Annotated in this window: 22 protein-coding genes and 1 pseudogene; 10 read left to right on the top strand and 13 right to left on the bottom strand. The window is 31.6% G+C overall.

Going from position 1 to position 25,896, the window contains the following annotated elements; translation table 11 throughout:
- Positions 1-93 precede the first annotated feature (93 nt).
- From lptB to Q4517_RS09140, 4 genes and pseudogenes are all read right to left on the bottom strand, one after another.
- A pseudogene (lptB, locus tag Q4517_RS09155) lies at positions 94-828 on the bottom strand (LPS export ABC transporter ATP-binding protein); the annotation flags it as partial.
- 87 nt (positions 829-915) lie between these two features.
- Positions 916-1,263: a carboxymuconolactone decarboxylase family protein gene (locus Q4517_RS09150; RefSeq protein WP_303508322.1), complete on the bottom strand. Its 348-nt coding sequence runs from the start codon at positions 1,261-1,263 to the stop codon at positions 916-918.
- Positions 1,238-2,059: a twin-arginine translocase subunit TatC gene (tatC, locus tag Q4517_RS09145; RefSeq protein ID WP_303508317.1), complete on the bottom strand. Its 822-nt coding sequence runs from the start codon at positions 2,057-2,059 to the stop codon at positions 1,238-1,240. Before tatC ends, Q4517_RS09150 begins: the two co-directional genes overlap by 26 nt.
- A 1-nt stretch (position 2,060) precedes the next feature.
- Positions 2,061-3,032: an SIS domain-containing protein gene (locus Q4517_RS09140; RefSeq protein WP_303508312.1), complete on the bottom strand. Its 972-nt coding sequence runs from the start codon at positions 3,030-3,032 to the stop codon at positions 2,061-2,063.
- Between the two features lie 146 nt (positions 3,033-3,178).
- Between Q4517_RS09140 and Q4517_RS09135 the strand changes: the two genes are divergently transcribed.
- Both Q4517_RS09135 and Q4517_RS09130 read left to right on the top strand, forming a co-directional pair.
- Complete coding sequence (locus Q4517_RS09135) at positions 3,179-5,374, top strand: ATP-dependent DNA helicase RecQ (RefSeq protein ID WP_303508308.1); 2,196 nt, start codon at positions 3,179-3,181, stop codon at positions 5,372-5,374.
- A gap of 107 nt (positions 5,375-5,481) precedes the next feature.
- The gene (locus Q4517_RS09130; RefSeq protein ID WP_303508306.1) at positions 5,482-6,075 is read left to right on the top strand and encodes a YdeI family protein; all 594 of its coding nucleotides are present in this window, start codon (positions 5,482-5,484) and stop codon (positions 6,073-6,075) included.
- On the opposite strand, the gene Q4517_RS09125 is transcribed toward Q4517_RS09130, so the two are convergent.
- The 5 genes from Q4517_RS09125 to Q4517_RS09105 are packed head-to-tail and all read right to left on the bottom strand — an operon-like array spanning position 6,072 to position 10,298.
- Positions 6,072-6,443: a DUF4258 domain-containing protein gene (locus Q4517_RS09125; RefSeq protein WP_303508303.1), complete on the bottom strand. Its 372-nt coding sequence runs from the start codon at positions 6,441-6,443 to the stop codon at positions 6,072-6,074. The genes Q4517_RS09130 and Q4517_RS09125 overlap by 4 nt on opposite strands.
- A 37-nt stretch (positions 6,444-6,480) precedes the next feature.
- Entirely contained in the window at positions 6,481-7,677 is a 1,197-nt protein-coding gene (locus Q4517_RS09120) for an alanine dehydrogenase (RefSeq protein ID WP_303508302.1), read from the bottom strand.
- Between the two features lie 6 nt (positions 7,678-7,683).
- Positions 7,684-8,097 (bottom strand): tRNA (adenosine(37)-N6)-threonylcarbamoyltransferase complex ATPase subunit type 1 TsaE, encoded by a 414-nt coding sequence (tsaE, locus tag Q4517_RS09115; RefSeq protein WP_303508300.1) that lies wholly within the window; start codon positions 8,095-8,097, stop codon positions 7,684-7,686.
- A 41-nt stretch (positions 8,098-8,138) separates the two neighbouring features.
- Complete coding sequence (locus tag Q4517_RS09110) at positions 8,139-8,720, bottom strand: DUF1287 domain-containing protein (protein ID WP_303508298.1); 582 nt, start codon at positions 8,718-8,720, stop codon at positions 8,139-8,141.
- Positions 8,721-8,750: 30 nt separating this feature from the next.
- Complete coding sequence (locus Q4517_RS09105; protein WP_303508451.1) at positions 8,751-10,298, bottom strand: bifunctional response regulator/alkaline phosphatase family protein; 1,548 nt, start codon at positions 10,296-10,298, stop codon at positions 8,751-8,753.
- 152 nt (positions 10,299-10,450) lie between these two features.
- On the opposite strand from Q4517_RS09105, the gene Q4517_RS09100 reads away from it, so the two are divergent.
- From Q4517_RS09100 to fabG, 8 genes are all read left to right on the top strand, one after another.
- Positions 10,451-11,683, top strand: a complete 1,233-nt coding sequence (locus tag Q4517_RS09100) for an HD domain-containing protein (RefSeq protein WP_303508295.1) — start codon at positions 10,451-10,453, stop codon at positions 11,681-11,683.
- A gap of 65 nt (positions 11,684-11,748) precedes the next feature.
- A complete protein-coding gene (gene lpxD / locus Q4517_RS09095) occupies positions 11,749-12,789 on the top strand; it encodes a UDP-3-O-(3-hydroxymyristoyl)glucosamine N-acyltransferase (RefSeq protein WP_303508292.1) in 1,041 nt (346 codons plus the stop codon).
- The gene (locus tag Q4517_RS09090; protein ID WP_303508288.1) at positions 12,782-14,173 is read left to right on the top strand and encodes a bifunctional UDP-3-O-[3-hydroxymyristoyl] N-acetylglucosamine deacetylase/3-hydroxyacyl-ACP dehydratase; all 1,392 of its coding nucleotides are present in this window, start codon (positions 12,782-12,784) and stop codon (positions 14,171-14,173) included. The genes lpxD and Q4517_RS09090 overlap by 8 nt, the downstream gene beginning before the upstream one ends.
- 1 nt (position 14,174) lies before the next feature.
- Positions 14,175-14,960 (top strand): acyl-ACP--UDP-N-acetylglucosamine O-acyltransferase, encoded by a 786-nt coding sequence (gene lpxA / locus Q4517_RS09085; RefSeq protein ID WP_115901356.1) that lies wholly within the window; start codon positions 14,175-14,177, stop codon positions 14,958-14,960.
- 45 nt (positions 14,961-15,005) lie between these two features.
- Positions 15,006-15,572 carry an elongation factor P gene (gene efp, locus Q4517_RS09080; protein ID WP_303508284.1) on the top strand — a complete coding sequence of 189 codons (567 nt, stop codon included), beginning with the start codon at positions 15,006-15,008 and terminating at the stop codon, positions 15,570-15,572.
- 39 nt (positions 15,573-15,611) lie between these two features.
- Entirely contained in the window at positions 15,612-16,532 is a 921-nt protein-coding gene (locus Q4517_RS09075) for a UDP-3-O-(3-hydroxymyristoyl)glucosamine N-acyltransferase (protein WP_303508281.1), read from the top strand.
- A gap of 74 nt (positions 16,533-16,606) precedes the next feature.
- Positions 16,607-17,479 (top strand): succinate--CoA ligase subunit alpha, encoded by an 873-nt coding sequence (sucD, locus tag Q4517_RS09070; RefSeq protein ID WP_303508278.1) that lies wholly within the window; start codon positions 16,607-16,609, stop codon positions 17,477-17,479.
- Between the two features lie 82 nt (positions 17,480-17,561).
- On the top strand, positions 17,562-18,308 hold the full coding sequence (gene fabG / locus Q4517_RS09065; protein ID WP_303508275.1) for a 3-oxoacyl-[acyl-carrier-protein] reductase: 747 nt from the start codon (positions 17,562-17,564) through the stop codon (positions 18,306-18,308).
- Positions 18,309-18,545: 237 nt separating this feature from the next.
- Here fabG and Q4517_RS09060 read toward each other — a convergent pair whose 3' ends face one another.
- The 4 genes from Q4517_RS09060 to Q4517_RS09045 all read right to left on the bottom strand — a co-directional run bounded on the left by Q4517_RS09060 (position 18,546) and on the right by Q4517_RS09045 (position 25,738).
- Entirely contained in the window at positions 18,546-18,971 is a 426-nt protein-coding gene (locus Q4517_RS09060; protein WP_303508273.1) for a helix-turn-helix transcriptional regulator, read from the bottom strand.
- A 657-nt stretch (positions 18,972-19,628) separates the two neighbouring features.
- Positions 19,629-23,297, bottom strand: coding sequence for a phosphoribosylformylglycinamidine synthase (gene purL, locus Q4517_RS09055; protein ID WP_303508271.1), 3,669 nt, complete (start codon positions 23,295-23,297; stop codon positions 19,629-19,631).
- Positions 23,298-23,408: 111 nt separating this feature from the next.
- On the bottom strand, positions 23,409-24,875 hold the full coding sequence (locus tag Q4517_RS09050; RefSeq protein WP_303508268.1) for a S41 family peptidase: 1,467 nt from the start codon (positions 24,873-24,875) through the stop codon (positions 23,409-23,411).
- An 80-nt stretch (positions 24,876-24,955) separates the two neighbouring features.
- A complete protein-coding gene (locus Q4517_RS09045) occupies positions 24,956-25,738 on the bottom strand; it encodes a carboxypeptidase-like regulatory domain-containing protein (protein WP_303508264.1) in 783 nt (260 codons plus the stop codon).
- Positions 25,739-25,896 lie beyond the last annotated feature (158 nt).

The following is a 25,896-nucleotide window of genomic DNA, read 5'->3' as shown; positions in this document are numbered from 1 at the left end:
GTTGTGGTTATGATAAACTTCAGAGAAAGAAGAGAAAAGATCATCTTCTTTAGCATTTTCGATAATGAAATGGTTTTGTGTTACAGCTTGATTATCAAATTTTTTCTTTTTAAGCTCAAAATCCTTTCCAAGATACACTCTACGAACAGTTTCATCTTCAGCAAGTTCTTCAGGAGTTCCTTCTTTTAAAATTCCTCCATTATACATTAAGTAAGTTCTATCAGTAATCGCTAGGGTTGCTTGTACATCATGATCGGTAATTAAAATACCAATATTTTTATTCTTCAATTGTGCTACAATTCCTTGAATATCTTCTACAGCAATTGGGTCTACACCAGCAAAAGGCTCATCTAATAAAATGAATTTAGGATCAGAAGCTAAACAACGTGCTATTTCTGTTCTACGACGTTCACCACCTGATAATAAATCACCACGGTTTTTACGTACGTGTCCTAAACTAAACTCATCGATTAACTCCTCTAAACGCTGTTTTCTTTCAGTTTTAGTTCTGTCAGTAAATTCAAGAACCGACATAATGTTGTCTTCTACAGAAAGTTTTCTGAAAACTGAAGCTTCTTGGGCTAAATAACCAATTCCTTTTTGAGAACGTTTATACATAGCATCGGTAGTAATTTCTTCATTATCTAAAAAAATATGACCATCGTTAGGTTTAATCATACCTACAATCATATAGAAAGAAGTTGTTTTACCAGCTCCATTAGGACCCAATAACCCAATAATTTCACCTTGTTCAACCTCTAAAGAAATTCCTTTAACTACCTTTCTACTACCGTATATTTTTTGTATGTTGTCTGCTCTTAATTTCATTTATTATTGTTGAAAATGGAATTGTTTAAAGTATAAAAGTAATAAAACTGTTTCTTAAAAACTTCTTAAATCAATATAGGTATAAATTTAAGCGTCTTTTTCTAAAGCTTCCCAAAACTCTACAGCTCTTCGTAAATGTGGGATTAAAATAGTTCCGCCAACCAATGTAGCAATGCTCATGGTTTCCATCATTTCTTCTTTGGTTACACCGTTTTCGTAAGCTGTTTTTAAATGATAAGCAATGCAATCATCGCAACGTAGCACTGCAGATGCTACCAAACCTAGTAATTCTTTAGTTTTAACAGGTAAATGCCCTTCTGTAAAAGCATTGGTGTCTAAGTTAAAAATACGTTTGATTACTTTATTATCTGATGCTAAAATTTTTTCGTTCATTTTAGCACGGTAGTCGTTAAACTCTTGGACTTTTTGTGACATTCTTTTGTTGTTGTTTTAAGACAAATTTTGAAACATAAATACTCATTTCATATAAAATCATGATAGGTACTGATACAATTACTTGACTAGCCACATCTGGTGGGGTAATAATTGCTGATAATACCAATACCACCACTAATGCGTGTTTGCGATACTTTCGTAAAAACTCTGGTGTAATTAGCCCTATTTTTGTTAGGAAGAAAATTACAACAGGAAGCTCAAAAAATATAGCAACTCCTAATAGTGTATTTGTTATAAGACTAATGTAAGCCTCTAGTTTGAAGTTGTTTTGTATAGCGTCTGATATTTCAAAATTGTAAAAGAAGTATACAGACATAGGTAAAATAACGTAATAACTAAATAAAATCCCTAAAAAGAATAAGAAAGAGGAAGTGAAAATAAATCCTTTTGATTTTTTCCGTTCACTTTCGTGCAGCCCAGGGGCTATAAAACGCCAAAACTCCCATAAAATATACGGAAAGGCTACTACAAATCCTAAAATTAAAGAAGACCAAATCCCAGTCATTAATTGTTGAGTAGGGTTTAAAGCTTGTAGTGTTTGTTTGAATTTAATTGCGCAAAAACTACTATCAATTCCGATAGAAGAAAATACTTTACAAAAGAATTGATAAGTTGTAAAATCAGGTTTTAAATGAGCTAAAAGAATCTCATTAAAAACAAAATTAATGTTTGCAAAAATTACAATTGCAACAATAAAAATAGCTACAAAACTCCTCACTAAATGCCATCTTAGTTCTTCAAGATGGTCTAAAAAAGACATTTCTTTTTCTGCCATCTTAAAATATTCCTTCTTTAATTAAATCGTGTAGATGCACTACACCTACATAATTGTTATCAGTGTCAGTAACTAAAATTTGTGTGATATTGTTATTTTCTAAAGTATCTAAAGCTTCAACAGCCATAGCATTTACATCAATTGTTTTTGGTGATGTACTCATAATATCAGTAGCAGTAAGCTCATCTATTTTAGTTGTTTTACTTAACATTCTACGAATATCTCCATCGGTAATAATTCCTGTGATTTTGTCATTATTATCAACAACAGCTGTCACTCCTAAACGTTTTTCAGAAATTTCAACAATAACTTGAGTAACTTTATCGGTACTTTTTACTTTAGGTAATTCGTTATTTTTAATAAGATCAGAAACTCTTAAATATAAACGTTTTCCTAAAGCACCTCCAGGGTGATATTTAGCAAAATCGCTACTAGTAAAACCTCTTAAGTCTAATAAACAAACAGCTAAAGCATCTCCTAAAACTAACTGAGCCGTTGTACTAGTTGTTGGAGCTAAGTTATTAGGGCAAGCTTCTTTACTTACATAAGAGTTTAGTAAAAAATCGGCGTTTTTTCCTAAGAAAGAATCAGGGTTTCCTGTTATAGCGATAATTTTATTGTTAGAATTCTTGATTAAAGGAACTAATACTTTTATTTCAGGAGTGTTTCCACTTTTAGAAATACAAATAACTACATCGTTATCCTGTACGTTACCTAAATCACCATGTATAGCATCAGCAGCGTGCATAAAAACAGCAGGTGTACCTGTTGAGTTAAAAGTAGCGACCATTTTAGTAGCAATATTGGCACTTTTTCCAATACCAGTTACAATAACACGACCTTTAGAATTAAATATGAAATTAACTGCGTCCGTAAACGAGCTATTTAATAAATTTGCTAAATTAGCAATAGCATTACTTTCTAAAAGGATAGTTTCTTTTGCTGTTGAGAGAATAGCATTTGCGTCTTTCAAGTTAAAAAAGTTTTAAGTATATTTTTAAAGTGTAAAAATAGGAATATTTGAGAAGAAAATCTTTTTTAATAAAAAGAAAGTTTACGTTATATATTGTTGGGAATTTTTGTAAATTAGTTCTCGTTTTTAATTTTTGATATTAGAAGATGAATAAAGAGCAGACGGATTTATATGGATCATTAAAAAAAATCTTCGGATTTAACCAGTTTAAAGGACTACAAGAAGATGTGGTTAACAGTGTTTTAGAAAATAAAAACACATTTGTTATAATGCCTACTGGTGGTGGTAAATCGCTATGTTATCAATTACCTGCCTTAATGAAGGAAGGTACAGCAATTGTGGTGTCACCATTAATTGCCTTAATGAAAAACCAAGTAGATGCCATTAGAGGGATTTCTGAAAATCATGGAATAGCCCATGTATTAAATTCTTCCTTAAATAAGTCGGAGATTGCCCAAGTAAAATCAGATATTGAAGCAGGAATTACAAAATTATTGTATGTAGCTCCTGAATCTTTGATTAAAGAAGAATATGCTGAGTTTTTAAGAAGGCAAAAAATATCGTTTGTAGCAATTGATGAAGCGCATTGTATTTCTGAATGGGGACACGATTTTAGACCTGAATACAGGAATCTACGAAACATTATTAAACAAATTGATAATGTGCCAATTATTGGTTTAACAGCAACTGCAACGGAAAAAGTACAAGAGGATATTCTTAAAACTCTTGGAATGACAGATGCTAACGTGTTTAAAGCATCTTTTAATAGAGCAAACTTATTCTATGAAGTTAGACCAAAAACAAAAGATGTAGAAAAAGATATTATTCGTTTTATAAAACAGCGAATAGGAAAATCTGGAATTATATACTGTTTGAGTCGCAAAAAAGTAGAAGAAATAGCACAAGTTTTACAAGTAAATGGTATCAATGCAGTTCCTTATCATGCGGGTTTAGATGCTAAAACACGTGTAAGGCATCAAGACATGTTTTTAATGGAAGATTGTGATGTTGTAGTAGCTACAATTGCTTTTGGTATGGGTATTGACAAGCCAGATGTTCGTTTTGTAATACATCATGATATTCCTAAAAGCTTAGAGAGTTATTATCAAGAAACAGGTAGGGCTGGTCGTGATGGAGGAGAAGGTTATTGTTTAACATTCTACTCGTATAAAGATATTGAGAAGCTTGAAAAATTTATGGCAAATAAGCCTGTAGCAGAGCAAGAAGTAGGGCATGCACTCTTACAAGAAGTGGTTGGATATGCAGAAACTTCAATGAACAGGCGTAAATATTTGTTACACTATTTTGGAGAAGAGTTTGATGATGTAAATGGAGATGGTGCAGAAATGGATGACAATATGCGAAATCCTAAGAAAAAGAATGAAGCTAAAGATGAAGTTGTTACCTTACTTTCTGTTATAAGAGATACTAGCGAAATGTATAAACCAAAAGAAATTGTAAACACAATAATTGGTAGAGAAAATGCATTATTAAAGTCTCACAAAACAACTGCTCAGCCTTTTTTTGGTATCGGTAAAACAAAAGATAACCATTATTGGATGGCTTTGATTCGTCAAGTATTAGTGGCTGACTTAATAAAGAAAGAGATAGAACAATATGGTGTTTTAAAACTAACTAAAGAAGGTAAGGAGTTTATTAGTAACCCAATTTCCTTTATGATGACTGAAAATCATGTATATAAAACTGCAGATGATGGGACAATTCTAACTATCGAAAAATCAGCAGGAGGAGTAGATGATAAGTTGGTAGTTATGTTGAAAGACTTAAGAAAAAAAGTGGGAAAACGTTTAGGAGTTCCGCCATTTGCAGTTTTTCAAGACCCCTCTCTAGATGATATGGCACTTAAATATCCAGTAACATTAGATGAATTAGCAAAAGTTCATGGTGTTGGAGAAGGTAAGGCTAAAAAATATGGTAAAGATTTCGTTGCACTTATTACAAAATACGTAGAAGACAATGAAATTATGCGTCCGGATGACTTAATAGTTAAGAGCACAGGAATTAATTCTGGATTAAAACTTTACATCATTCAGAATACAGATAGAAAATTACCTTTAGATGATATTGCAAAATCAAAAGGTTTAGAGATGTCTGAGTTGATAAAAGAAATGGAAGCTATTGTTTTTTCAGGAACTAAATTAAATATTGATTATGCTGTTGATGATTTGTTAGATGAAGATCAGCAAGAAGAGATTCATGATTATTTTATGGAAGCTGAGACAGATAAGATTCAAGAAGCTTTAGATGAGTTTGATGGAGATTACGATGATGATGAATTGCGATTAATGCGTATTAAATTTACAAGTGATATAGCTAACTAAAAAACTTTATTGCGTAAAAGTAAGTGTTATTTTGGGAGGAAACCTTGGGATGTTACCAGATGGATATGGATAAATTGGATGATATCTTTAGATGCGCAAATAGTATAATGAATATTAAAGTAACACAATATATATTAGATAAAAATAATTGGACGCAAGAGTTAAATCTCTTGCGTTCTGTTTTTCTAGAACTCTCTCTTGAAGAAACTATTAAATGGGGATCTCCTGTTTATGTGTATAAAGGGAAAAATATAGTAGGCTTATCAGCCTTTAAAAACTATTGTGGTTTGTGGTTTTTTCAAGGAAGCTTTTTAACTGATAAAGAAAAGGTATTGGTAAATGTTCAAGAAGGAAAAACCCAAGCAATGCGTCAATGGAGGTTTAAGGAATTAGATGAAATTAATACAGAATTGGTTAAGCAATATGTATTAGAAGCTATTAAAAATTCTGAGGAAGGAAAAGAACTAAAGCCTAAAAGGAATACGAAACCTTTAATTATTCCTAAAGAGTTACAGTTAGCATTAGATAAAAATGATAGGTTAAAAGAAACTTTTAATGAGTTTACTTTGAGTAAACAAAGGGAGTTTTCTGATTATATTTCCGAGGCAAAAAGGGAAGCTACCAAGGTAAAACGACTCGAAAAAATTATTCCGATGATATTAAATAGAGTAGGTTTGTATGATAAATATAAAAACTGTTAGTTAATCGTAATTTTATTAATTGTAGCAGTTGAGTCACAACGTATAATATATAAGTTAATGTGACTTAAGCTGTCTTTTCCAGTAATAAAGTACTCAGCACATGGTTTTAAACGAGGCTTGCTTTTGGAAAAAGCAACATCTCCATGGTTTAAAATAGTAGAAATAGTAGCTGTATCAATTTTTGAAGTAGCTAATGTTTGTTGAGCACTGTCAGAAAACAAACGTTTTTTTATTCTAATGGTTTTTAAAGTACGAGCATCCATTCCATAATCAAAAGAAACATCTTTACCTTTCCAAATAAAAAGTACCACTAAACTCCCTAAGGCAATTCCTATTAAATAATACCCAAAACGTTTTAACAAATGCATAATTTAAAATTGAAATGCAAAAGTAAGTAAAATCAAATTACAAAATCAATAAATTAATATCTCTGTAAGGAAGGTCAAACCAGTCTGCTACAGTTTTATTGGTTAAAATTCCGTGGTAGAAATACATTCCGTTACGTAAACTTTTATCAAACCGAGCTGCATTTTCAAAACCTCCTTCTTCTGCAATTTCTAATAAATAAGGTGTAAAGATATTACTAATAGATACAGATGCTGTTCTAGAGTATCTAGAAGGAATGTTAGGAACACAATAATGAATTACTCCATGGTTAGCAAAAGTAGGGTTACTATGTGTGGTAACTTGAGAGGTTTCAAAACAGCCACCTCTATCAATACTAACATCAACAATAACAGCTCCATCTTTCATTTGTTCAATCATTTCTTCAGTAACAACTACAGGAGAACGATCTTTTCCTCTAAGAGCTCCAATAGCAACATCGCAACGCATTAAAGCTTTTTGCAATGTTTTAGGTTGAATAGTTGACGTATAAATAGGAGCTTGTACACACGATTGTAAGTTACGAAGCTTTGTTATTGAATTATCAAATACTTTTACACGTGCACCTAAGCCTACTGCTGCTTTAGCAGCAAACTCTCCAACAGTTCCTGCTCCCAGAATAACAACATCAGTAGGAGGAACGCCTCCAATATTTCCTAGTAATAAACCATTACCTCCGTTAGAAGCTGTCATAAGTTCTGCAGCTATATGCATAGAGGCTATTCCAGCAATTTCACTTAACGACTTTACAATAGGAAATACGCCATGTTCATCTTTGATATAATCAAAAGCAATTGCAGTTACCCGTTTTTTAGCGAGCGCTTCAAAATACTTTTTATCTTGTGTTTTTAATTGTAAGGCAGAAATTAAAACCGTTTGTGGGTTTAACATCTGAATTTCCTCTAAAGATGGTGGTTCTACTTTTAGCACAATATTACAAGCAAAAGCTTCTTTAATATCGTACGATATCTTAGCTCCAGCATCAGAATATTCCTTATCACTATAATTAGCTCCATCACCAGCACCAGTTTCAATTACAATTCTATGTCCATGGGCTACTAAAGCAGCTACAGCATCGGGAGATAAACTAATTCGCTTTTCTTCAAAATGAGTTTCTTTTGGCAACCCTATAAATAAATCTCCTTTTTGCTTTTTAATTTCAAGCATTTCGGTTTGTGGCATTAACTGCTCTTTGGTAAAAGGTGAAATAGAACTCATTTAAGTTTAATTAGTTTTTAATTGAATGTTTCGTTGCCCATTTTCTAGCAAGTTAATTGATACTGAAACAACATCTAAAGGTAGTAAATTTTTAACATTTTCAGGCCATTCAATTAAACACCAGTTATTGCTGTATAAATAATCTTCAATTCCCATATCATACGCCTCTTCTTCATTTTCAATACGATAGAAGTCAAAATGATATACTGTTTCGTTTGAATTGGTCTTATACTCGTTAACCAAAGAAAAAGTAGGAGAGTGGACAATATCTTTTGCACCCAAAACTTTACATATTTCTTTAATTAGGGTTGTTTTACCAACTCCCATTTCTCCATAAAAAAGCAATATTTTATGTTGGGTAGTAGCAATAATCTCTTCAGCTATTGCTGTTAATTCGTTTAGAGAATAATTTCTGTTCATAAGTAGCAAAAATAGGAAAGAAGATTATTAATTACTATAGTTTATTTGTTCTTATATCTGTAGTGACCAATAATTTTAAAATTGAATAGACAATCTTCTAAAACTTGACCTAGTCCAATATTATGAACAATTAAATATCGTTTATTATTGGTTGGTGATTCTTTAGAAGAAACTATGCCAATATGAGTTAAACCTCCTTCCAAGTTCCAACAAACAATATCTCCAGGTAAATAATTATTGGGGTTTAAAGTGATTTTTTTAACTGTTCCTTTTCTCTTAAAAAAAGTCATTAAATTAGGTACCCTTCTATGATCTATGTTAGTATCCGTTCTTTTAAGTCCCCATATTTTAGGGTATAAAGAAAAGTTAGCTTTCATATCTTCGTGAACTTCTTGCTGTAAATCTATTCCTAATTTACGGTAAGCACGAATAATAACATCAGTACAAACTCCTTTGCCTTTAGGAATATCTCCTTTGGGATAAGGTATAGAAAAGTAACTTGGGTCATAAGTAACTTTATTTTTTGTTAGTTCTAAAGCAGCAAAAGAAAGTTTATTTTCTTGAGCTTGTAAGGAGTAAAAACAAGTAAAAAAAGCGAAAAACAGTATAAACTTAATTTTCATTTCAAGACAATTTTTAAAATAAGTTAAAAACTATTTTGGATTATAAACAGCACAAGGAATGATAACTTCTTCTAATGAAATTCCTCCATGTTGATACGTGTTTTTATAATACTTAACAAAATGATTATAATTGTTTGGGTACGCAAAAAACAAATCTTCTTTAGTGAAAATAAAAGGACTATTAATAGCTATCGTTGGTAAAAAAATGTCTCTTGGATTTTTAACTGCATACACGTCTCTATCTTCATAACTTAGGCTTCTACCCGTTTTATAACGTAAATTTGAGCTGATGTTCTTGTCACCAATAACTTTTGTAGGATGCTTACAGTTTATAGTACCGTGGTCTGTTGTAATTATAAGCTTTTGTCCTAATTTTTGCGCTTTTTGAATAATGTCGTAAAGCGGAGAGTTTTTAAACCAGCTTACAGTTAAAGAACGATAAGCTTTATCATCGCCAGCCAATTCTTTTATAACTTCCATTTCTGTTTTAGCATGCGATAACATATCTACAAAATTATATACAACAGCTGTTAAATCGTTTTGTTTAGTTCCGTTGTAGTTATCTGCTAATTCTTTACCACTTTTTAGAGAAACTATTTTGTAATATTCATGTGTAATATTTAATCCTAAACGTTTTATTTGATTGTCCAAAAAATCAGCTTCAAATAAGTTTTTTCCTCCTTCCTCTGTATCATTTCTCCAATAGTTTGGGTGTCTTTTTTCCATTTCAGAAGGCATTAACCCAGAAAATATAGCATTTCGTGCGTATTGAGTTGCTGTTGGTAAAATGCTGTAGTAAGAATATTCGTCTTCCTTTTTAAAATAATTATTAATAAAAGGCTCTAAGACTCTGTATTGATCATAACGAAGATTATCAATTATGACCCATAAAACACCTTGGTCTTTTGATAAGTTCGGGACTACATAATCTTTAAATAAAGTATGTGAAAAAGTAGGTTTATTGTCTCCTGTTAGCCAATGTTGGTAGTTTTTTTTAATAAACTTAAAAAACTGCGAGTTAGCTTCAGATTTTTGAGATTCCAAAATCTCTAACATTCCAGTATCATTAATATTTTCTAACTCAAGTTCCCAGTGAACAAGTTTTTTGTAAAGTTCAGCCCACTCTTCATAAGAATTTACCATAGCTAAATCCATAGAAATTTTTTTAAATTCTTGTTGGTAGCTAGATGTTGTTTTTTCTGAAACTAAACGAGAGTGGTCTAAATTCTTTTTTAAACTCAATAATATCTGATTAGGATTTACAGGCTTAATTAAGTAATCTGCAATTTTAGAGCCAATAGCTTCTTCCATCAAATATTCTTCCTCGCTTTTGGTAATCATTACCACAGGGAGGTTTGCATTTTTTTGTTTGATTTCAGAAAGCGTTTCTAAACCGGTAATACCAGGCATATTTTCATCTAAAAAAACAATATCAAAATTATTTTCGCTAGCCAAGTCAATGGCATCTGTACCATTGGTACATGTGGTAACTTTATACTCTTTTTTCTCTAAAAATAATATATGTGGTTTCAATAGGTCTATTTCATCATCTACCCATAGAATGTGTATGTTTCTCATCATAATTTCCAACTTATTTATTACCTAAATAACGGTTAAAAGTAGTTTTGTTGTGTTTATAAAAGCTAAAAATACGTTAATTAAACGCTGGTTAATTTGGTTTTGTAGATAAATTATGATTTTTTTGTTTAAAATTCAAGGATTTATACATTTTGAAGAAATCAAAAACCAACAAATTAAAGATAATTAACGATCCTATTTATGGGTTTATCTCTATACCAAACTCATTAATTTTTGATATTATTGAGCACCCATATTTTCAAAGGTTACGTAGAGTAACGCAGATGGGGTTATCTAATTTAGTATATCCTGGAGCTAACCATACACGTTTTCATCATGCAATAGGTTGTATGCATTTAATGCAAAAAGCAGTACATGTGTTACGAATGAAAAATGTTGAAATTTCAGAAGAAGAAGCAAATGCTTTGTATATAGCTATTTTGTTACATGATATAGGTCATGGAGCATATTCACATGCGTTAGAACATAGTATTGTAAATGAAATTACTCATGAAGAAATTTCATTAAAATTTATGAAAGCCTTGAATGATGAATTTGAAGGAAGGTTAAGTTTAGCTATTCAAGTATTTGAAGGGAAACATCCGCGTAAATTCTTATATCAATTAATATCAAGCCAATTAGATATTGACCGATTAGATTACTTAAAAAGAGATAGTTTTTTTACAGGAGTTGCTGAAGGAAACATATCATCAGATCGTTTAATAGCAATGATGAATGTAGTAGATAATGAATTGGTTATTGAACAAAAAGGAATTTATTCGGTAGAAAAATTTGTTATTGCACGACGCTTAATGTATTGGCAAGTGTATTTACATAAAACAGGTTTGGTTGCAGAAAACCTTTTGGTAAGTATATTAAAAAGAGCAAAGGAGTTAGCAACAAAAGGAGTAGAGCTTCCTTCTAGTAGAGCGCTTAATTACTTTTTATACAATCCAATAAATAAAGAAAATTTTTCAAGTAAAACATTACAGATATTTTCCGAGTTAGATGATTACGATGTTTTATCAGCGATAAAAGAATGGAAGAATCATGAGGATTTCGTGTTATCTACATTAGCAACAAAAATTATAGACAGAAGTTTGTTAAAGATTGAAATTCAAGAGAAACCATTTACTGAGGAGTATATTGAGAAAAGGCGTGGAAAGCTTAGAAAGCTTGTAGAGTTAAGCGAAAAAGAACTTGAGTATTTTGTTTTTTCAAATAAAATAAAACATCAAGCATACAATACAAAGAAGCCTATAAAAATTTACACAAAAAAAGGCAAGTTAAAAGATATAGCAAAAGCATCTGACCAGTTAAACCTTAAAGCATTAACAAAGCCTGTAGTGAAATATTACCTGTGTTACCCAAAGAAAATAAAGTAGATGAATACTTAGAAACAAACTCTAATCAAGAAGTATTTGAACAAAAATAATTACTTTTGCAGATAATGAAATTTACAGCAAAACAAATAGCCGATATTTTAGAAGGAGAGATTGAAGGGAATCCAGAAGCTGAAGTATCTACACTTTCTAAGATAGAAGAAGGGACAACAGGTTCATTAACCTTTTTATCTAATCCTAAGTATAACTCATATATATATACAACCCAAGCATCAGTAGCTATTGTAAATAAGAGTTTTGTTCCTGAAAAGGAAATAGAAACAACTTTGATAAAGGTTGAAGATGCATATAAATCATTTTCAAAACTCTTAGAGTTTTATAATGAGGTAAAGAACAATAAAGTAGGGAGAGAAAATCCTCACTTTATAGCTGATTCAGTAACCATAGGTGATAATGAGTATATTGGAGCTTATGCCTATATTGGAGAGAGTGTGGTATTAGGTAACAATGTGAAAATATACCCTAATTCTTACATTGGAGATAATGTAAGAATTGGAGATAATACAGTTGTTTTTGCAGGAGTAAAGATATATTCAGAAACTGTAATAGGAAAGAATTGTAAAATTCATTCAGGAACAGTAATAGGAGCAGATGGTTTTGGTTTCGCACCAAATGAAAATGGAGAATATAAGGCAATACCACAAATAGGAAATGTTATTATAGAAGATAATGTTGATGTGGGGTCTAATTCGACTATCGACAGAGCTACTCTAGGATCAACAATAATTCGTAAAGGAGTAAAGTTAGATAATCAGATTCAAATAGCTCATAATGTTGAAATAGGTAAAAATACTGTGATAGCTTCTCAAACAGGAATTGCAGGATCTACCAAAATAGGGGAGAACTGTATGATTGGGGGGCAAGTAGGTATTGTTGGCCATATAACTATTGGAAACAACGTAAAAATCCAAGCTCAATCAGGAATAGGGAAAAATTTAAAAGATGAAGAAGTTGTACAAGGGTCTCCAGCTTTTGGCTATTCAGACTATAGTAAGTCTTACGTACACTTTAAGAATTTACCAAAATTAGCATCTACAGTACATAAAATAGAAAAAGAGTTGAAGGCTCAAAAAGTAAAAAATGAGTAAGAAACAAAAAACAATACAAAAAGAAGTTAGATTATCAGGTGTTGGATTGCACACAGGTAATGAGGTTAACATGGTTTTTAAACCAGCACCAGAAAATCATGGATTTGCTTTTAAGCGAGTTGATTTAGAAGGAGAACCAATAATAGAAGCAAAGGCGGATTATGTAACGAATACGCAAAGAGGAACAAACCTTGAAAAGAACGGAGTTCAAATACAAACTTCTGAACACGTTTTAGCAGCAGCTGTTGGTTTAGATATTGATAATTTATTAATAGAAATTAATGCTTCTGAACCTCCTATTATGGATGGGTCTTCTAAGTTTTTTATTGAAGCTTTAGAAAAAGCTGAAATTATTGAACAAGAAGCTGAAATAGAAGAGTATGTGGTAAATGAAATTATCTCATACAAAGATGAAGTAACAGGAAGTGAAATTATTTTGATGCCAGCAGATGAGTACCAAGTAACTACTATGGTAGACTTTGGAACTAAAATTCTAGGAACTCAAAATGCTACATTAAATACAATCACTGATTTTAAAGAAGAAATATCAGCAGCAAGAACATTTAGTTTTTTACATGAAATTGAAATGTTGTTGGAAAACGATTTAATTAAAGGAGGAGATTTAAACAATGCCATCGTTTACGTAGATAAGGGATTGTCTGAGAGTACAATGGAAAAGCTTAAAAAAGCCTTTAAAAAAGATAATATAACTGTAAAACCTAATGGAGTATTAGATAACTTAACACTACATTGGGCTAATGAAGCTGCACGTCATAAATTGTTAGATGTGATTGGAGATTTAGCTCTAACGGGTACTCGAATAAAAGGAAAGGTAATAGCAAACAAGCCAGGACACTCAGTAAATACTACATTTGCGAAGAAGTTAGCTAAAATTATAAAAAAGGAAAAGAGAAATAATATTCCTTCTTATGATTTGAATCAGCCACCATTAATGGATATTCATAAAATAATGGATATTTTACCTCACAGACCACCGTTTTTGTTAATTGATAGAATTATAGAGCTGTCTGATCAACATGTGGTTGGAATGAAGAATGTTACTATGAACGAGAATTTTTTTGTAGGACATTTTCCTGGAGCACCAGTAATGCCCGGAGTTCTTCAAGTAGAGGCAATGGCACAATGTGGAGGAGTTTTAGTCTTAAATACAGTTCCAGATCCTGAAAATTACTTAACATATTTCATGAAAATGGATAATGTTAAATTTAAACAAAAAGTATTACCAGGAGACACATTAATTTTTAAAGCAGAATTAATTGCACCAATCCGTAGAGGTATTTGTCATATGCAATCTTACGCCTATGCTAACGGAAAGTTAGTGTGTGAAGCAGAGTTAATGGCACAAATTTCAAAAGTAAAGTAATATGAATCAACCACTTGCGTACGTACACCCTCAAGCAAAAATAGCTCGTAATGTAGTTATAGAACCTTTTACAACGATTCATGCGAATGTAGAGATAGGTTCAGGAACATGGATAGGTTCTAATGTAACCATTATGGAAGGTGCGCGCATCGGTAAAAACTGTCGAATTTTCCCAGGAGCAGTTATTTCAGCAATTCCTCAAGATTTAAAATATAATGATGAGGATACAATTGTAGAAATAGGAGATAATGTTACTATACGAGAATGCGTTACTATTAACAGAGGGACTTCAGATAGAATGAAAACTGTTATAGGTGACAATTGTTTAATTATGGCGTATTGTCATATTGCACACGATTGTAAAGTGGGAGATAATTGTATTTTTTCAAACAATTCAACTTTAGCAGGTCACGTAACTGTTGGAGATAATGTAGTGCTTGCAGGTATGGTAGCAGTACATCAATTTGCCTCAGTAGGTAATCATGCTTTTGTTACAGGAGGATCGTTAGTTCGTAAAGATGTACCTCCTTTTGTAAAAGCAGCAAGAGAACCGTTATCATACGTGGGAATTAATTCAGTAGGGTTGAGAAGAAGGGGTTTTACAACTGAAAAAATTAGAGAGGTTCAAGATGTTTACCGTATTTTATTTCAAAAAAACTATAACAATTCTCAAGCGATAGATATTATTGAAGCTGAAATGGAAGCAACTTCTGAGCGTGATGAAATTATTCAGTTTATCAAAGATTCACATCGCGGAATTATGAAAGGATATTTTAAAACAAATTAATTATTAAAATTGCACTTATAAGAGCAACTATAAAAGATCAAATAAATGGCATCAACATCAGATATTAAAAAAGGATTATGTATAAAATATAATCATGATATATTTAAAATTATTGAGTTTTTACACGTAAAACCAGGTAAAGGGCCTGCTTTCGTTCGTACAAAACTTAAAAGTGTTACTTCAGGAAAAGTGATAGACAATACTTTTTCAGCAGGTCATAAAATTGAAGATGTACGTGTAGAAACACATAAATTTCAGTATTTATACCCAGAAGGAGACACGTATCACTTCATGAATACAGAAGATTATAATCAAATAACACTTCAAAAATCAACATTAGATGCGCCAGATTTAATGAAAGAAGGTGAAGTGGTTACTATCTTAATTAATACTGAAGATAATATGCCATTATCAGTAGAAATGCCATCACACGTTATTTTAGAAGTAACTCATACTGAACCAGGCGTAAAAGGTAACACAGCTACGAATGCTACAAAACCAGCTACTGTAGAAACAGGAGCAAGAATCAATGTACCTTTATTTATTAATGAAGGTGACAAGATTAAAATAGATACGGAAAAAGGCGCTTATACAGAGCGTATCAAAGAATAAATTTAATATTCCCGCTTTAGCGGGAATTTCTTTTTAAAGATGAAATTTAAACAACCTCAAACTTTAGAGCAAATAGCAGATTTATTAAATGCTGAATTTGTTGGAGAGAATAGTTTTCCTATTACAGGGATTAATGAAATTCATGTCGTTGAAAAAGGAGATATTGTTTTTGTAGATCACCCCAAATATTATGATAAGGCACTAAACTCAGCAGCAACTACAATATTAATAAACAAAAAAGTAGATTGTCCAAAAGGAAAATCACTACTAATTTCTGAAGATCCTTTTAGGGATTTTAATAAAATAACTAAACATTTTAATCCTTTTATAGCCTCAAAGAAAAGTATTGCTGAGTCAGCAGTTATCGGAGAAGGTACTATTATACAACCAAATGTATTTATAGGAGAAAACGTAACAGTTGGTAAAAATTGTTTAATTCACGCAAACGTATCAATTAACAGTAATTGTGTGATAGGTGATAATGTAACAATTCATGCCAACACAGTTTTAGGAGCTGATGCTTTCTATTATAAAAATAGACCAGAAGGTTTTGATAAATTGATATCTGGAGGTAGAGTGATACTTGAAGATAATGTAGATTTAGGAGCCTCATGCACTATAGATAGAGGAGTAACAGGCGATACTTTGATAGGTGAGGGATCAAAAATTGATAATCAAGTTCATATTGGGCACGATACTGTTATAGGAAAAAAATGCTTAATTGCTGCACAAACTGGTATTGCTGGATGTACAGTGATTGAAGATGAAGTGACAATTTGGGGGCAGGTAGGTATTGTTAGCGGCTTAACGATTGAAAAGGGAACCATTTTAATGGCGCAAACTGGGGTGTCAAAGTCTCTTAAAAAAGGAATCTATTATGGAACACCTCAAAGAGAATATAGACAAACATTGCGAGAAGTTATCTATTTAAAAAATGCAACAAATAAAGAAAAAAAGTAACCTAAAATTAATTGTGAAAACACAATTAAAAAGTTATTTTTGTCTGTCTTAAAAAATAATAAAAAAGCAAACCAATGAGTGTTTTAGTAAATAAAGATTCAAAAATTATAGTTCAAGGTTTTACAGGAAGCGAAGGAACTTTCCACGCTGGCCAAATGATCGATTACGGAACAAACGTAGTTGGTGGTGTAACACCAGGTAAAGGAGGTCAAGAGCATTTAGGTAAACCAGTTTTTAATACAGTTGATGAAGCTGTAAAAAAAGCAGCAGCTGATACTTCAATTATTTTTGTACCACCAGCATTTGCTGCTGACGCTATTATGGAAGCTGCTGAAGCAGGAATTAAAGTAATCATTTGTATTACTGAAGGAATTCCTACAGCTGACATGGTAAAAGTAAAAGCATATATTGATCAGTTAGATTGTACTTTAGTAGGGCCTAACTGTCCAGGTGTTATAACTCCAGAAGAAGCAAAAGTTGGAATTATGCCAGGGTTTATCTTCAAAAAAGGTAAAGTAGGTATTGTTTCTAAATCAGGGACTTTAACATATGAAGCTGCTGATCAAGTTGTAAAACAAGGATACGGAATTACTACTGCTATTGGTATCGGTGGAGATCCAATTATTGGAACTACTACTAAAGAAGCAGTTGAATTATTAATGAATGATGATGAAACTGAAGCAATCGTTATGATTGGTGAAATTGGGGGAAACTTAGAAGCTGAAGCTGCACGTTGGATTAAAGCTGACGGAAATCGTAAACCAGTAGTTGGTTTTATTGCAGGACAAACTGCTCCAGCAGGTAGAACAATGGGACACGCAGGTGCTATTGTTGGTGGTGCCGATGATACTGCGCAAGCAAAGATGAAAATTTTAGCTGAAAATGGAGTACACGTTGTAGAGTCTCCTGCTAAAATTGGAGAAATGGTAGCTAAGGTTTTAGCATAATAAACACTTATATATAAAAATAAATTCCCGTTTTTTAACGGGAATTTATTTTTATATTTGCCCCTGTTAAAACAACTAATAAATGAAACTTTTAGAAAATAAAACAGCAATTATTACAGGAGCTACTAGAGGTATTGGTAGAGGAATTGCATTAGAGTTTGCAAACCAAGGATGTAATATTGCATTTACATACAATTCTTCTGTTGAGGCAGCAACTTCTTTAGAAAATGAATTAAAAGAATTAGGGGTAAGCGCTAAAGGATATCAATCAAATGCGGCAGAGTTTGATGCAGCACAAGAATTAGCAAAAAATGTTTTAGAAGAATTCGGAACAATTGATGTATTGGTAAATAATGCAGGTATTACTAAAGATAATTTATTAATGCGTATTTCTGAAGATGATTTTGATAAAGTTATTGAAGTAAACTTAAAATCTGTTTTCAATTTAACAAAAGCCGTAATTCGTCCAATGATGAAACAACGTGCAGGTTCAATTATCAATATGAGTTCTGTTGTTGGATTAAAAGGAAATGCTGGTCAAGCAAATTATGCAGCTTCAAAAGCAGGGATTTTAGGGTTCTCAAAATCAGTAGCATTAGAATTAGGATCGCGTAACATTCGTAGTAATGTAGTTGCGCCTGGTTTCATCGAAACTGAAATGACTGCAAAGTTAGATGAAAAAGTTGTTGAAGGTTGGAGAAATGAAATTCCTTTAAAAAGAGGAGGTTCACCACAAGATATTGCAAATGCTTGTGTTTTCTTAGCATCAGATATGAGCTCGTATATTACTGGGCAGACTTTATCTGTAGACGGAGGAATGTTAACCTAGATTATATACTTAAAATATGAGTAAAAATCCTGTATTATTTTTCATAATACAGGATTTTTTATTTAAGAGGAATTACATTTGGGGGACCAAGTTAACAAACTCAACTTATGGTAAAATAAGTTTAAGGAGAGAGTTTAGTTACTAATGATTTATAAATTGAAACTGTGTAGATGAAAACAAACCTAACGATTTGTTGAACTTTAAAATCATCAAATTTTCAGAGATTCAATTATGACATTATTTTTTTTTGTAATCTTCAAAGGTTCCATCGTCGTATAAAACCAAAATATTCTTAACTTCCCTGAAAGAGTCAGATTCTTTCCTCTTTTTATGACTTTCTGAGAATTGCGTATTTGATTTTTTTTCGGGTTCTTGGTCAAATACAATATTTTCAGTAAACAGAGAAGGAGCTTTGTTTTTTTTAATATTTTCCTCCTTTGTATGGTTTACAGTATTTTTTGGGAAATTACCTCTTCCATAAACTAACCATTCTAATTCTACTTCTTCAAATGCCTTTTCTACTTTTATAATAAAATCTAAGCTAGGTTTATTTCTTCCTGATAATAGGTGAGAAATACTAGACCTTGGAACATCAATTGTATCTGCGAAATTAGAAGCTGATAAATTGTAGTAATCTAATATTTTTTTTAGTCGTTCTATCATTTGTTTATAATTGTAAACTATATAGGTTATTTACGATTGTAAATATATGTTGTTTTATAATTGTAAACAAGAAAAAATACATTTTCTTCAATACCAATACAATAAATACTATATAATACTTTAAGTAAAGATATATAATTTACTTGAAAAGAGTTAGTTATGTCTTAAAAATAGAGAAAAACTATATAGTAAATGAAACAGCATAGTTACAATTATAACCACTAAAATACAGGTCTTCAGGTGGTTTAGTAATGTAAATTAATCTAAGAATAATCATTATAACACCTTTCTTGGCTTATTAATAGCTTGTTTTATGCTTTTAAAATAAATAATAACGCTTTACTGCCTATAAAAAATAAACTTCTTTTCATAGCTCTATTTAAATTCTTTAAAATCAGTGTAAAAATCGCATGCCACTTATATAATTACTATAAAACTACTTAGCTTATAAGCTTGATAATTTAAAGAAGCTTATTATAGTTCTATATGTCATAGAATAGTGTTGTAATATTTATAATACACAAAGTTTATTACAATTGTAATTATAAATCAATAATTAACAATTGTAAATAAGTAGATTTTATGTTTACTTTTGTGAAAAAAAGAAAGCACCCTGTTTACAGAGTGCTTTTTGTTGTTGAGAATGTAGTATTCTACCTATTTTTTATTTTCTATCCATTTTCTTGCATTAACAAAAGCTTCTAACCAAGGAGAAACTTCATCTTGTCTGTCTTGTGGATAGTTTGCCCAGTTCCATTGGAAAGTAGAACGCTCAATATGCGGCATAGTTACTAAATGACGACCAGTCTTATCACATAGCATTGCTGTGTTATAATCTGAACCGTTTGGGTTGTTAGGATATCCTTCATATCCATACTTAGCAACAATATTATAATTATCTTCAGTTTCAGGTAAATTGAACTTTCCTTCTCCGTGAGAAATCCAAACTCCTAATTCAGTTCCTGCTAAACTAGATAACATTACTGAATTATTTTCTTGAACTTTTACAGATGTAAATGAACTTTCGTGCTTTTTAGAATCGTTGTGTAACATCTTACCATGATTCTTATGTTCTGGATTGATTAATTCTAACTCCATAAATAATTGACAACCATTACAAATACCTACAGAAAGTGTATTTTCTCTATCAAAGAATTTCTTTAAAGCTGTATTTGCTTTTTCATTATATAAAAATGCTCCAGCCCATCCTTTAGCAGAACCTAATACATCAGAATTTGAAAATCCTCCAACAGCACCTATAAACTGAATATCTTCTAAGGTTTCTCGACCAGAAATTAAATCTGTCATGTGAACATCTTTTACATCAAAACCAGCTAAATACATCGCATTTGCCATTTCACGTTCCGAGTTTGAACCCTTTTCACGAATGATGGCAGCTTTAGGTCTGTTAGTTACAGTACCCACAGTTTCAGTAAGCTTTCCTGTAAAATGAGTTGGGAATGTATACTTTAAAGGTTGGTTTTTATAATTATCAAAACGATCTTTAGCTAAATCGTTCGCCGTTTGCTTTTGATCTAATAAGTATGATGTTTTGTACCAAGTATCTCTTAATTCAGAAATAGATAAAGAAAAAACATCTGAACCATTTTTAATATTTAATCGATCAGATTCTGTTACAGAGCCGATAGTAAAGAATTCAATATTATTATCAGTTAAAACTTGCTCTACTGAATTATCAACTGCTTGGAATACAATTCCTGAGTTTTCGGCAAATAATAATTGAATACTGTCTACTTCATCTAAGCTTGATAAATCTAGGTTTGCACCTATATTTACATCAGCAAAACATAATTCTAATAAGGTAGTAATCAGCCCTCCAGAGGCAACATCGTGACCTGCAACAATTTTTTCCTCTTTAATTAAGTTTTGAATTACATCAAAAGCAGCTTTAAAGAAGTTGTTGTCAGAAATAGTAGGAGTAGAGTTTCCTATTTTGTTTACTATTTGCGCAAAAGAACTTCCGCCTAATTTAAAATCATCCTGAGATAAGTTGATGTAATAGATGTTTCCTTTATTTGGTTGTAAAACAGGTTCTACTACTTTTGTAATGTCGTTACAGTTAGCCGCAGCTGAAATAACTACCGTTCCTGGAGAAATTACTTCTTCATTTGGATATTTCTGTTTCATTGATAATGAATCTTTTCCTGTTGGAACATTGATTCCTAAATCAATAGAAAAATCAGAAATAGCTTTTACCGCTTTGTATAAACGAGCATCTTCACCTTCATTTTTACAAGGCCACATCCAGTTTGCTGATAATGAAACCGATTGTAAACCATCTTTTAAAGGAGCCCATACAATATTTGTTAAAGCTTCAGCAATTGAGTTTTTACTTCCAGCTTCAGGATCAATTAACCCAGAAATAGGAGAGTGCCCAATTGTAGTAGCAATTCCTTCTTTACCTTTATAATCTAACGCCATTACACCAACATTGTTTAATGGAATTTGTAAAGAACCAACACATTGTTGCTTCGCTACTTTTCCACCAACACAACGGTCAACTTTATTGGTTAACCAATCTTTACAAGCAACTGCCTCTAACTGTAGTACTTGTTCTAAATAATTGGTAAAATTTTCTTTTGAATAATTTACATCAGCGTAGTTTCTATAAACTGTTTTATCAGTCATAATTGTTTTAGGAGAACTACCAAACATATCTTCTAAAGCTAAATCCATTGGTTTACTTCCGTTGGCTTTAGATTCGAAAGTAAAACGATGATTACCTGTAACATCACCAACAGTGTACATTGGTGAACGCTCACGTTCAGCTATTTTATTTAGGGTTTCGATGTGCTTCTCAGCAATTACCAATCCCATACGCTCTTGTGATTCATTACCGATAATTTCTTTATCAGATAGCGTAGGGTCACCTACTGGTAATTTATCTAAATCGATGTTTCCACCTGTATCTTCCACTAATTCAGATAAACAGTTCAAATGCCCACCAGCTCCATGATCGTGAATAGAAACGATAAAGTTCTCATCACTTTCTACCATACCACGAACAGCATTGGCAGCACGTTTTTGCATTTCAGGATTTGAACGCTGGACTGCATTTAATTCGATTCCTGAAGAAAATTCTCCAGTATCAGCAGAAGATACCGCAGCTCCTCCCATACCAATACGGTAGTTTTCACCTCCAAGAATTACTATTTTATCTCCTTCTTGTGGAGTATCTTTTAATGCTTGTTCTTTTTTACCATATCCAATACCACCTGCTTGCATGATTACTTTATCGAAACCAAGTTTGCGAGCATCTTCTTCGTGTTCAAAAGTTAAGACAGAACCACAGATTAAAGGTTGCCCAAATTTATTACCAAAATCAGAGGCTCCGTTAGAAGCTTTGATTAAGATATCCATTGGTGTTTGGTATAACCATTTACGCTCTTCCATTCCTTTTTCCCAAGAACGATTCTCTTCTAAACGAGAATATGAAGTCATATAAACAGCAGTTCCAGCTAATGGCAATGAACCTTTTCCGCCAGCTAATCTATCACGAATTTCACCTCCTGAACCTGTTGCAGCACCATTAAAAGGTTCTACAGTAGTAGGGAAGTTGTGTGTTTCAGCTTTTAATGAAATAACAGATTCAAATTCTTTTATTTGGTAGTAATCAGATTTGTCTGCACTTTTCGGAGCGAATTGCTCTACTTTTGGACCTTTAACAAAAGCTACATTGTCTTTATAAGCAGAAACAATATCGTTTGGATTTTGCTTAGATGTTTCTTTAATTAATTTGAATAAAGAAGTAGGCATTTCCTCTCCATCTATAACAAAGGTTCCGTTGAAAATCTTATGACGACAATGTTCTGAATTTACCTGAGAGAATCCAAATACTTCAGAGTCTGTTAGTTTTCTACCAATTTTAGTAGCAACTTCTTCTAAATAGGTAATTTCTTCATCGTTTAAGGCTAAACCTTCTTGCTCGTTATAAGCTGCGATGTCATCAATTTCTAAAATAGGTTCTGGCTGAATATCAATGGTGAATGTTTCTTGATGCAACCCATTGAACTTTTGTGAAATCATGGGGTCAAAATTAGAAAAATCATCAGCTACCGCTTTAAATTCTTCAATTCTGATAATTCCAGAAACTCCCATGTTTTGAGTGATTTCTACAGCATTGGTACTCCATGGAGTAATCATTGCTGCTCTTGGGCCTACAAAAAAGGCGTCAAGAGACGCCGCATTTATTTTCGGTTGGTTGCCAAATAACCAAGTTAATTTAGAAATTGTTTCAGATGTTAATTCTTCTATTGTTTGAACAGCAAAAACCTTGCTGTTTACGTTTCCAAAGAAATGAATCATTATTAGTTGTGTTTGTGTGTGTTTTTTGAAAGGTGTAAATTTAGTTCTTTTGTATGAAATATGAGCATAAAAAAAGCAGCAAAATTTTGCTGCTTTTATATAGTCTTAATCTTATTTGTTAAAGTAATGATGGTCAATGTACATTTCTTTTTCAAATTTATTAGTAGATACATTTATATCAATATGTTTAAAGCTTTTCACCTCATAAGATGATTTAGCGGCTATTCCTCTGATATCGTCTAGAGCTGTTTTTAGTACTATTTCATTTTCGTCTCCAAAAGGTAAGATATTATTCCAATGTTTCCATTCTTCAATTAAGATATTTGGCTCAAATCCATCTCCATAATCGTTTTGACCTAATTTGTTGTATATCTGAAAAACAATAGGTTGCATAGCCATTTTATGAGCTGAATTAGCTCCATTTACATTAGTGTAATCACTACTAGGTGAGTCATATAACGTTATTGACCCTTCATTTTTACCTACTGTTTTGGTACCGATTAACTTAACTTCAATAAAAGGGCGTAACCCATTTATAATCATTTCACTTGCTGATGCAGTACTACCAGAGGTTAAAACATATAACTTGTTTATACCTGATAACCTATTTATAGCTTCTTCACTAGTCTTTTTCCCATCAGTTTCATAAACATTTAAAGTATTATCAAAATAATAAGGAGAGTCTTGTTGAGAGTGTTTATTATTGAATTTTAATTCAGCAAATTTATCTTTATCTGCTTCTGCATGTATCATACTTGCTAAATAAGAAGATGTTTCTACAGATCCACCACCATTAATTCTTAAATCTAGTATTAGTTCTTGAATGCCTGCAGACTTTAATTCAGCAAAAGCAGCATTTAATTCGTCATTATAAGATGATCTGAATCCGTTGTATAGTAAGTATCCAACTTTTTTACCATTAATATTGTCAAAAACTTTAGTTAGATGTACTGGGTTATCAGATACTACAGCTTGTGTTATTGCTTTCTTTTCTTTAAGAGTTTTTCCATCTTTCTCCGTAAAAGAAAACTCTGCATTTTCTTCATAATAACCATTAAAAACACTTTTATAGTTGGTTATGGTCATTACAGTTCCGTTAATAGCATTTATAATATCACCTCTTTTAAAACCAGCAATATCAGCAGGAGAATTTTTTGAAACATGTTGAATATACATCACAACATAATCAGTAGTACCAACTTGAACTAGTTTAGGTCTAAAACCAAAAGTTTTTGATGTTCCTTGAAATTGCTGCTGCTGTGCAACATAGTCCTCTATAAACCAAGAAAAGTCATCGTTTGCATGTTTAAGACTTTCAAATAAAGAACTAGGAGTACTGTATGAGTTTAAGTAAGTGTAATAATCATTAGTGTTATCATCTTTATTATCGGCTAAACTAGGAACATCTTCTTGCCAATTGTACCATGAGTTCATGGCTTTCCACACAAAGTTATTTTCTTTATTGTTTAGTTTAACTTCATCTACTGGTTCAGCCCCATCTTTAGGTATTATCTTATCATCTTTACTACAACTTAAAAGAATTGTAAAAATAAAAGATAGTAATATAGTTTTTCTCATTATTTAAAGGAGTTTTTTGTTAATCTATCAAACAATATAACAGATAAAATATCACTTACCCTACTTTTTTAACAAAAAAGTTACTTTTTATCAGGGATTCTATTTCTTTCTATTTTCCCTTTTTTTGTTGTCTTATAATTCTCGTAGCAGTTTAAAACAGCTTCTATGAGTTGTAAATCACTAGCTTTTTTTATAAAGTATTCAGAATAGTTACAATCCGATAATAACTTATTTAGTTCAGATCTATCCATTTCTAAATATTCCATCATTACCTCACGATCGAATTTACCTGCTAACATTTTACGCAAGTCATCTTCTTTTTTAAGTTTTTTAAGTTTTTTTAATTGTTTAGGTTTTTTACCAAAGAGGTTATACACTAAATCAACCGGATTCAATAGTTTAGCTATAGGAGAAGATATTTTTTGAGGCCTTCCAACTTCATACGTTTGTGGTAATCCATTAATATGGATTCTAGTAAAACGATCTTTTGGAACTTGTTTTACATCGACTTCTAAAACACCTATCAATTCTGTTGATTTAATTACAACTTCTTTCACTTCCTCAGGTTTTTCTTCCAAAGATATAACAACTTCGTTTCCTTTTAAAAGGTCGTTGGTAACTTTCAGTTTAATAGAAGCATAACCTAAATAAGAAACTAAAACAGTATCGTTTGTTTGAGCAACGAGGTCAAATAGCCCATTCTCATTTGTAATGGTACCTACAACAGTATTAAGGTTTAAAATATGAGCTGCACTTAAAGGTTTTTTAGATTCTGAGTCTATTATTTGTCCTTTTAGTTTGTCTTGCGCCTGAATAGATATACTAAACACTATTGCTACTAGGAATAATATTTGTTTTTGCATAGGGCGAAAATAAGAATAATAGGCTTTGTAGGCGTTAATAATTTGTGAAATTAATCACTATATAAAGAAGTGTGTTGTTGCTTAGTAAAAATTTAAATAAATAATAAAAACGTATGTGATAATTAAAAAAAACAAATAAAAAGTAGGGAAAATGTATT

The sequence above is a fragment of the Tenacibaculum sp. 1_MG-2023 genome (genome assembly GCF_030547425.1).
Lineage (GTDB): Bacteria > Bacteroidota > Bacteroidia > Flavobacteriales > Flavobacteriaceae > Polaribacter.
Note: the sequence above shows the minus strand (reverse complement) of the source record. Positions and strands in the feature narration are given on the sequence as shown.